At 70.2% G+C, this 7,886-nt stretch carries 6 protein-coding genes and 2 pseudogenes; 4 read left to right on the top strand and 4 right to left on the bottom strand.

The genetic code is table 11. The features are described 5' to 3' along the window. Positions 1-113: 113 nt before the first annotated feature. Both mobF and AC2CJA_RS20995 read left to right on the top strand, forming a co-directional pair. Positions 114-1,352: pseudogene (gene mobF / locus AC2CJA_RS21000) on the top strand (MobF family relaxase); the annotation flags it as partial. Then, positions 1,349-1,696 (top strand): hypothetical protein, encoded by a 348-nt coding sequence (locus tag AC2CJA_RS20995; RefSeq protein WP_484604230.1) that lies wholly within the window; start codon positions 1,349-1,351, stop codon positions 1,694-1,696. The pseudogene mobF and the gene AC2CJA_RS20995, both read left to right, overlap by 4 nt. A gap of 562 nt (positions 1,697-2,258) precedes the next feature. Here the strand turns inward: AC2CJA_RS20995 and AC2CJA_RS20990 are convergent. After that, complete coding sequence (locus tag AC2CJA_RS20990) at positions 2,259-2,594, bottom strand: hypothetical protein (RefSeq protein ID WP_484604229.1); 336 nt, start codon at positions 2,592-2,594, stop codon at positions 2,259-2,261. Positions 2,595-3,141: 547 nt separating this feature from the next. On the opposite strand from AC2CJA_RS20990, the gene AC2CJA_RS20985 reads away from it, so the two are divergent. Next, positions 3,142-4,314, top strand: a complete 1,173-nt coding sequence (locus tag AC2CJA_RS20985; RefSeq protein WP_484604228.1) for a replication-relaxation family protein — start codon at positions 3,142-3,144, stop codon at positions 4,312-4,314. A gap of 236 nt (positions 4,315-4,550) precedes the next feature. Beyond that, positions 4,551-6,527: an AAA family ATPase gene (locus AC2CJA_RS20980; protein ID WP_484604227.1), complete on the top strand. Its 1,977-nt coding sequence runs from the start codon at positions 4,551-4,553 to the stop codon at positions 6,525-6,527. A 70-nt stretch (positions 6,528-6,597) separates the two neighbouring features. On the opposite strand, the gene AC2CJA_RS20975 is transcribed toward AC2CJA_RS20980, so the two are convergent. The 3 genes and pseudogenes from AC2CJA_RS20975 to AC2CJA_RS20965 all read right to left on the bottom strand — a co-directional run. Next, a complete protein-coding gene (locus tag AC2CJA_RS20975; protein ID WP_484604226.1) occupies positions 6,598-6,921 on the bottom strand; it encodes a hypothetical protein in 324 nt (107 codons plus the stop codon). Continuing rightward, the gene (locus AC2CJA_RS20970; RefSeq protein WP_484604225.1) at positions 6,918-7,766 is read right to left on the bottom strand and encodes an RNA polymerase sigma factor; all 849 of its coding nucleotides are present in this window, start codon (positions 7,764-7,766) and stop codon (positions 6,918-6,920) included. Before AC2CJA_RS20970 ends, AC2CJA_RS20975 begins: the two co-directional genes overlap by 4 nt. A 22-nt stretch (positions 7,767-7,788) precedes the next feature. Then, a pseudogene (locus AC2CJA_RS20965) lies at positions 7,789-7,886 on the bottom strand (IS5/IS1182 family transposase); the annotation flags it as partial.

The raw sequence follows: 7,886 nt of genomic DNA, 5'->3' as shown, positions 1-7,886 counted from the left end.
CTCCGACGGTGGCAGGAACAAGGACCTCGACAATCCTCATTCTCGCTGGTCAGAGGCACTCTCTGTTTTCCTGACCGCCTGTCGGACAGCCCACCTCATGAAAGCCCGAGGTTAGGCACTACGAGTCCAGAGCTGCGGAGTCCAAGCCCCTTCTCCACGATCATGCGCTTGTGTCGATCCGTGCCCGGCGGCCGGACGACAAGGGGACGTGGGGCAATCTGTCGGCGGATTCGATGCTGGCCAACATCGTCGCGGCCGACACCCTCTACATCTTGTACTTCATGGAGGAGGTGTCCGCCCGGCTCGGGTGGGCGTGGGAGCCGCGCGAGGTGACGCCCGGCCGCCGGCCCGTCATGGAGATCGCGGGCATCGACCAGCGGCTCATCGGCTGGCAGTCGACCCGCCGCCAGCAAATCGAAGACGCCATGTCCGTCCTGACGGCCAAGTATGAAGAGAAGCACGGGCACGTGCCGGGGGAGCGGGCCTCCTACGTGCTGGGCTGCCAGGCCGCCGACCGCACCCGCCCGCCCAAGCGCACGGAGATGCTGTCGCTGACTGAGCTGCGCAAGCGGTGGCGCACCTCAGCGATCCGGGCCTACGGCGCCGACGTCGTCGACCGGCTGGCGGAGCGGGCGCGGGCGGCGGCCGCGGCGGTGTGGGCGCGGGTGCGGCCGGTGGTCGACATCGCGCTGGCGGCCGTCGATGTCGTCGCCGTGGTGTACGTGATGCGCGGCGCGTTCAAACGCCATCACCTGCTCGCCGAAGCCCGCCGCTACCTCTCCTACGTCCTGCGCGGCCGGCCCCACGAGCCGGGCCTGGACGAGAGGATCGTGCAGACGGTCGTCGACGACTACACCCGTCCGGCGAGCCAGCGGATGATGACCGCCGACCTGCGCGCCCTGTATCCGCGCGACACCGAGGACCAGGCCGTGTTGCGCCCGCTGACCCGCAAGCGGACCGCCCCGCCGTACGAGCGGGCCCGCCTCGCCGCCGACGCCCTGGCCGCCCGGGTCCATGCGGTGCGCCGTGCGGGGCGCCTGGGCTCCCGTACCCGGCCGCACGCCGTCGCGGTGCCCGCCGCCTCGAGGTCGCGCCCGCGGCCGTTCCGCACCGGCCGGAAGGACGGCCGCCTCCTGGAGCCGGAGACCGGCGTCGACACGGTGGAACGAACGCGCCAGACCTTGGAGGCCGCCGCCGCGGAGGTGGCCGCCACGCTCCAGGACAGCCGGCGGGCACGCGAAGCCGCCCACGGCCCCCGCCCGCAGCCCACCCCGGCGACGGTCCCGCAGCCGCACACCCAGCAGCCCGGCTCCCAGCACGCGCCGGGCCGAACCACAGGAGGAGTCACGTGAGCACCCCGGAAGAATGCCCCAACCCCGACGACGCGCTCGCCCGCGCCCGTGCCGCCCGCGAGCAGATGGCCGCCGCGCTCGACGAGCTCCAGGAGGCCGAAGTCGACGAGCCCGTGGGGTGGCAGCCGATCTGGAAGCGCCCGCGGAAGCCGAAGTCGAAGGCGGCGAAGGAGGCGGAGCTGCGCAAGCAGCGGAAGCGGCTCCAGGAAGCCGCCAAGCGCCGACTCGCCGCGAGGAACTCGCGTCGGCCTCGCCCCCGGCAGAACCGGATCGGCAACGCGGCCGCGCGCCGCGACGCCCGCGCCCTGTCCCGGGTGCGGCACTCCAACGCCTGGCTGTGGTGACGATGCCGGGCACCGTTCACTGAGTGGAGCCCACCCGATGCCGCGCATCGCCACCGGGTGCAGAACATCGAGTGGGCTCCACCCGATGGGCTCCACCGAGTGGAGCTCACTCCGGTGCGCCGAACGACGATGGACTCCACCGTGGTGCGCACCGCGGTGGTGCGCCACCGCTTCCGGCACCGCACCACTTTGACGGTGCGCGGCACTCTCGCGCGCGCTGGTGCGCCGCACCCGACGCTCCGCACCGCACCGGTGCGCTCGCCGCCGCTGATCCCTTGTCCGGGTGCGGCCGGACGCGCGCGACCCCCTTGTCCAGCTCTGCTACCGCGGCGTTTCTCCTGACATCGCCGGTTTCGGCTCGCGATCAGATCGCGGTCAAGGAGGTGTGTGATAGAGGAGCCCGCCCGGCCGTGGCGCGCCCGGCGCGGTGCGGCGACGCCGGGAGACCGCGCCGCCGACGCCCGGCGGTGCGGTTCGATGGTGCGGTGGAGCGCACCGCAGTGGTGCGGTGGTGCGCCCGGGATGCACGCCGCACCGCACCACCACCGTCCCGGAGGTGTGGCTACGCGGTGGTGCGGTGCGCCGGGTGCGTCTCCATCGCCTGCTTCATCCCTGCGGCCTCCAGCTGGCGCAGGACCTCGCCGACGCCGCCGTGGTCCTCGGTGAGGATGTTCTCGGTGAAGCGGACGATGGTGTCGGCGATGCCCCGCAAGCCGGCCAGGCAGACGCTGTGGCACAGGAGCTCCAGCAGCAGGCGTCCGAGCGCTGCGGCCAGGAAGGAGTGCTCGCACGGCTCTCCGTCGTGGTCGTCTGCGGCGGTGACGGGGATGAAGACGCGCGCGGCGACGTCCTCCGGCTCCATCGGGGCGAGCGGCACAGTGACGGTGTTCTCGGGCATGACAGCTCCTCACGTTCGGGCCGCCCCTGCTGATCGCGGCGGCCTCGAAGACACCCTCGAACTGCGGTCCTGTGGACAGAGTCCGGCCACTGGCGGGGGAGAACTCTCCCCCGCCGGGTTGATCACGATGCGGTCACGGCGGAGGGGTTTTCCGAGGTCGGCGTCACACGAGGGCCGAAAACCGAACCTGTACAAGGTGAATGGCGGGATAGGCCCGCCCCACCTCCAGGAGCATCCTTTGGCGACCGCCGGCGATCCCGAGCAGCCCCTTGACCGGACCGAACAGGCCCCCTCCGTGGACCCCTCCATCACCCCCTCCGCGCCCCGTCACCACGGGCCGGACGTTTCCGCAGGTCAGACCCGGCGGACAGGGGGTCGCCGCAGGTCCGACAACCCTCATGTAGATGTAGCAAGGCGTCCCAAGCACAGGAGGACTTCGACCGAGCCTCGACGCCGGGAACTGCTGCAAGCGCTCGGGATCTTCCAGAGGGCTACGCCTGACCAGCTGTGGAAGCTGACCCGTCCGGGCAACCAGCACGACAAGCTCGTGCGGGACAACCTCCTGGATCTGGAGGACCACCACCGGGTGAGGATCGAAGCGGTCCGGGAGGACCAGCGGCAGGTGTGGGTGCTGACGAAGCGCGGACACGGCGAGGCGAAGAAGCTGCTGGAGCCGAAGGGCATGCGGGTCTCGGCACTGCGCGAGAAGGAGTACGACCCGGTCACCGGGAAGCTGCTCGGCACCAGCTACGACGACCACGCGGCGGCGGTCACCTCGACGACCGCCGAACTCCGCCGTGCCGGGATCGGTCACCGGCTCAGCTTCCAGACCGAGATCGGGCACCGGCTCGCGGACGGGTACGTGCAGCGGGCGGACCTGGTGGTGCGGGCGCCGGAGGCCGGGGTGCCGGTGATGCTGCTGGAGATCGACCGCCGCACCGAGGACGCACACGACCTGGTCGCCAAGCTGCGCCGATACTGGGAGTGGGGCCGGCTGCTCCCGAAGGACGCGGCCAAGCGCACCGTGGACCTGGTCCGCTCCCGGCCGGGTGCGATCGAGGACGTCGACCACGAGCAGCGGCTGTGGCGGCGGGTCTACCCGCCCACCGGCCGGGAGGGCCTGGTGCCGCTCGCATTCGTGTTCGCGGACACCACCGAGGCGAAGATCGCCAACACGGTCGCCGTGCTGGAGAAGGCCGGCCGACGCTACTGGGCGCCTCGCCGGTACGACACCCTCTACCCGAAGGCGGTCACCGCGCGGGACTACCGCCAGGCGGTGCCCGTCGTCGTCACCACGCTGGAGCAGCTCCAGGAGCACGGCGCTGGCGCGGCGGTGTGGCGGCGCCTGGGACGCAAGGGCGAGCAGACGCTGACGGCCGCGCTCGACAACCCCGACGGCCACGCCCTCTACCGCGCCCAGGAGGCCCGCGCCGGCGGGGAAGACAAACGGCGCCGTGCCGTCGAGCGGGAGGAACAGCGGCCGGTGTGCAAGCGGTGCGGAAGGAAGTTCACCGACCAGCGCTGGGAGGAGACCACCGCGAGGACGGCCTGGAAGGCCGGGGACCTGTCGGTGTGCGGCGACTGCCACGCCGACGACGTCGCCCGCAAGGAAGCCGCGGCCGAAGCAGCCCGCCTCCAGGCCGCCACGCCACCGGAACCGGAGCCGGAGCACGACCAGGAGCCGGGCAAGCTCCGCGGGCTGTTCCGCCGCCGCGGCTGACCCCACACAGCGACGCGGCCCCTCCCCGTCGGGCACGGGGAGGGGATGATCACGCTCCTGAGTGATTGAGGGGTGTCCAGCGCCCGGTCTGGCGGACAGAAATCGGCCGCGTTGTCAGTGGCGGGATTCATACTGGCTGATTAAGCCACATCGCGCGGTCGCACCTGTCCCGTCTGGCACAGGCCCCCACGCTGCGCGCAACGACAAGGGCAACGTGGCCCTTGGAGGGGAGTGCCATGCTGGTGACGTCCGTGGAGATCGAGGCGTTCCGCAACATCACGAACAAGCAGGTCATGGCGGTCGACCCCGAGGTCACGTGCCTGATCGGTAAGAACGAGTCGGGTAAGACGACGGTTCTCAAGGCTCTGCATCGGCTGAACCCGGCCAACAACGCGGACGACTTCCATGTCACGACCGACTATCCGCGGCGGAACCTGGCCAGGGACCGGCGTACGAAGGACCTCGACACGGTCGCCCCCGTGACGGCTGTCTTCACGCTGGAGGACGCGGATTTCGACGCGATCGAGGAGATAGTCGGCTTACGGCCGCCGGCGAAGGCGTACGTCAAGGCGTCCCGCCTCTACGACTGCAGCCTCCGAGCCGATGTGTACTGCGCCCTCGAAGACGTCCTGGCGGACGTTTTCGAAGAGGCCGGCGTCGACGACGAGGAGGACCGGAAGGCCGTTGCCGGGGACCACACGACCATCGAGGCCGTGAGCGCCGCGGCGAAGGCCCGAGCCAGGGAAGTCGGCGGCGGCAAGAAGACGGCCCGGGTCAAGGCGATCGAGAAGGTCCCCGCCGAGCTGGACCGGTACAAGAAGTACGTCGAAGAGGGCCTCGACGAGGAGGAGCACGAGCAGCTGATCGAGCTGCTCCCGAAGTTCTTCTACTTCTCCACCTACGAGATGCTCCCGGGCGAATGCGACCTCCACGCGCTCGCCGAACGCGCGAAGACCAGGCAGTGGCAGCGCGGCGACGAGACCATGATGTCCCTGCTCCGCCTCGCTGGCGAAGGGCCGGACGACTTCCTGGACGAGGACTACGCCAGCCGCAAGGCCGAGCTCCAGGCCGCCAGCCTGGACCTGAGCGCTCAGGTCTTCCAGTACTGGAAGCAGAACGAGGACCTCACCGTCGTCTTCGACACCGACCTGATCCCCATGCCCCCGGACGCCAGTGGTCAGCCGCAGCCCCACCACCGGCTGCTCAAGATCGAGCTGCGCGACGACCGGCACGGCGGCGTGGAAACCAACTTCTCCACCCGCTCCACCGGCTTCCAGTGGTTCTTCTCCTTCCTCGCCGCATTCAGTGCCTACCGCGACACCGACGAGCGCGTCGTCGTCCTGCTCGACGAACCGGGCACCAGCCTGCACGGCGAGGCCCAGGGCGACTTCCTCCGGTACGTCTACGGCGAGCTCGGGCCCAGGCAGCAGGTCCTCTACACCACCCACTCCCAGCACATGATCGACCCCACGCGCTACGAGACCATGCGCGCCATCCACGACCAGGCGACCCGCACCGACCCGAACCTGGGCGTGGTCATCACCTCGGTCAGCCTGTCCGCGGACCCCAAGACGATCCTTCCGGTGGAAGCGGCGCTCGGATACTCCGTGGCGCAGCACCTGTTCCTCGGAGCCGGCCCGCTCCTGGCTGTGGAAGGCAGCAGCGACTTCGTCTTCCTCATGCGCATGTCCGATTACCTGGTCAGCCAGGGCCGCACCGGCCTGGATCCCCGGCTGGCCATCATCCCGGTCGGCGGCATCGGCAACATGCCGGCCTTCATCGCCGTCATGGGACGCCGGCTGTCAGTCCGGGCGCTCATCGACGGAGCCGAGACCACCAAGGTGACCGCCAAGGTTCTCAGCGCTGCCGAGGCCGCCGACGTCGACACGTCTCACATCACCGTCATCGGCCAGCTCGACGGGCTCCCGGAGACGGCCGACATCGAGGACCTGTTCTCGACCAAGGACTACCTCTGGCTCTACAACAAGGCGACCGAGGTGACCATCAACGAGGAAGACCTGATCACCCCCGACAAGCCCCTCCCGATCCTCCAGCGCATCGGGATCGCCCGGGAAAGGCAGCACAAGCCCCGGGACTTCGACCACGTCGGCCCCGCACACCAGCTCACCCGGGACAAGGACGACTTCTTCGCGCAGGTCGACGACGACACCCTCGACCGCTTCGAGACGGTCTTCAAGAAGCTCACGGCCTGAACCTGCCCGACCTGGATCGGGCCCGCTCCCCTCCCCCAGGGGGCGGGTCCGAGCCAGGTGGCCCCAAGCATCACTCGGCGCGGCGACGAGAACGGCGCTCGCGGGCGGCGGGTTCGCGGCGCTGGACCTCGCGCGCGGCGCGCCGGTCCCGAGAGCGCAGCACGGCAAGCCACAAGTCCCGCTTGTGCTCGGAGTCCTCGGGCATGACGACCTGAGCGAAGAGGATGAGGCCGGGCACCACGATGGCGAGGCCCACGGCGACGGCCACTGCCCACCACGGCGCGCCCGCCCAGACGAGCGCGGCGACTGCGGCGGCTCCGCCCAGCGCGGTCACGCCTGCCCGGCGCGGTGCGGCGGGGCCGGGCCGGGCAGGCTGCTGAACGGGGGTGCTCACCGGGCCACCTTCTTCCCGTCCTGCTCGCGCCGGCGTTCCCACTCGGCCAGGATCGACGGCGGAACAATCAACTCCTTGCTCTGCCGGAGCTTCCGGACCTTGCTGCGCAGGGCGTAGCGGGCGTTCTCGACGTCGCCGGACTTGATGCCGAGAACGTCGGCTATCTCGCCCTGGGAGAGACCGTCCACCGTCATGAGCCACACGGCCCGGTTACGCGGCTTGAGGCCGTTGATCATGCGGGTGAGGGTGTCGCACAGCTCGGCGACGTCCTCGGACACGGTCTCCGGCCCGGCCTGCCCGAGGGCGTAGGCGAGGTATCCGCTGTCCATCCGCTCGGCGTGGATGCGGAAGTGGTCCGTACGTTCCTTCCGCCAGTTGTAGAAGACCCGGGGGAAGACGAGTCCGCACCGGCCGTAGAAGTACGAGGTGAGGCGCGACGGCTTGCCGTTCTTGCCGGTGTTGTTCGCGGGGTCGTAGCCGCCATCCTTCAGCAGCTGCGGGAAGGTCTCCATGGCGACGCTGATCGTCGTGAGGGCGATCTGCTCGCGGTCGGGGGCGCTGCGGTGCAGCGTGGACCGTTCCTCGTCGGTCATCTCCAGCGGCGTCCTCGACTTCGCGACCAAGTTCATGAGCTTGTCGGTGCGGCGCATCGCCGAGGACAGAGGCTTGAACGCGTAGGCGTTCAGTTCGGCGGCCATCTGCTGCCAGAGCGGGCCCCTGAAGCCGGCTGCGACCACGTCGGCGACACGGTCCACGTCGTGCTGGACGTCCTCCGGCAGGTCCAGCCCTCCGCTGATGCGGCCCAGGTGCCGGATGTCCGGGCCCCCCGTCGAGTTGAAGCGCATGCTCTTCCTTGAGGCTTTTCCATCATCGGCCTGAGCTGGCCAAATGCAGGGTGAGGACGGCTTGGATGAGGCTGGTGATCCGGGTGGTCGAGCATCGGATCTTGCGAAGGAGACGCCAGG

Source organism: Streptomyces sp. ATLC9 (genome assembly GCF_057196705.1).
Note: the sequence above shows the minus strand (reverse complement) of the source record. Positions and strands in the feature narration are given on the sequence as shown.

Coding starts and splice junctions, on each gene's coding strand:
- AC2CJA_RS20990 (WP_484604229.1), bottom strand. CDS start 2,594: ATGCCCGAGAACACCGTCACTGTGCCGCTCGCCCCGATGGAGCCGGAG.
- AC2CJA_RS20980 (WP_484604227.1), top strand. CDS start 4,551: ATGCTGGTGACGTCCGTGGAGATCGAGGCGTTCCGCAACATCACGAAC.
- AC2CJA_RS20970 (WP_484604225.1), bottom strand. CDS start 7,766: ATGCGCTTCAACTCGACGGGGGGCCCGGACATCCGGCACCTGGGCCGC.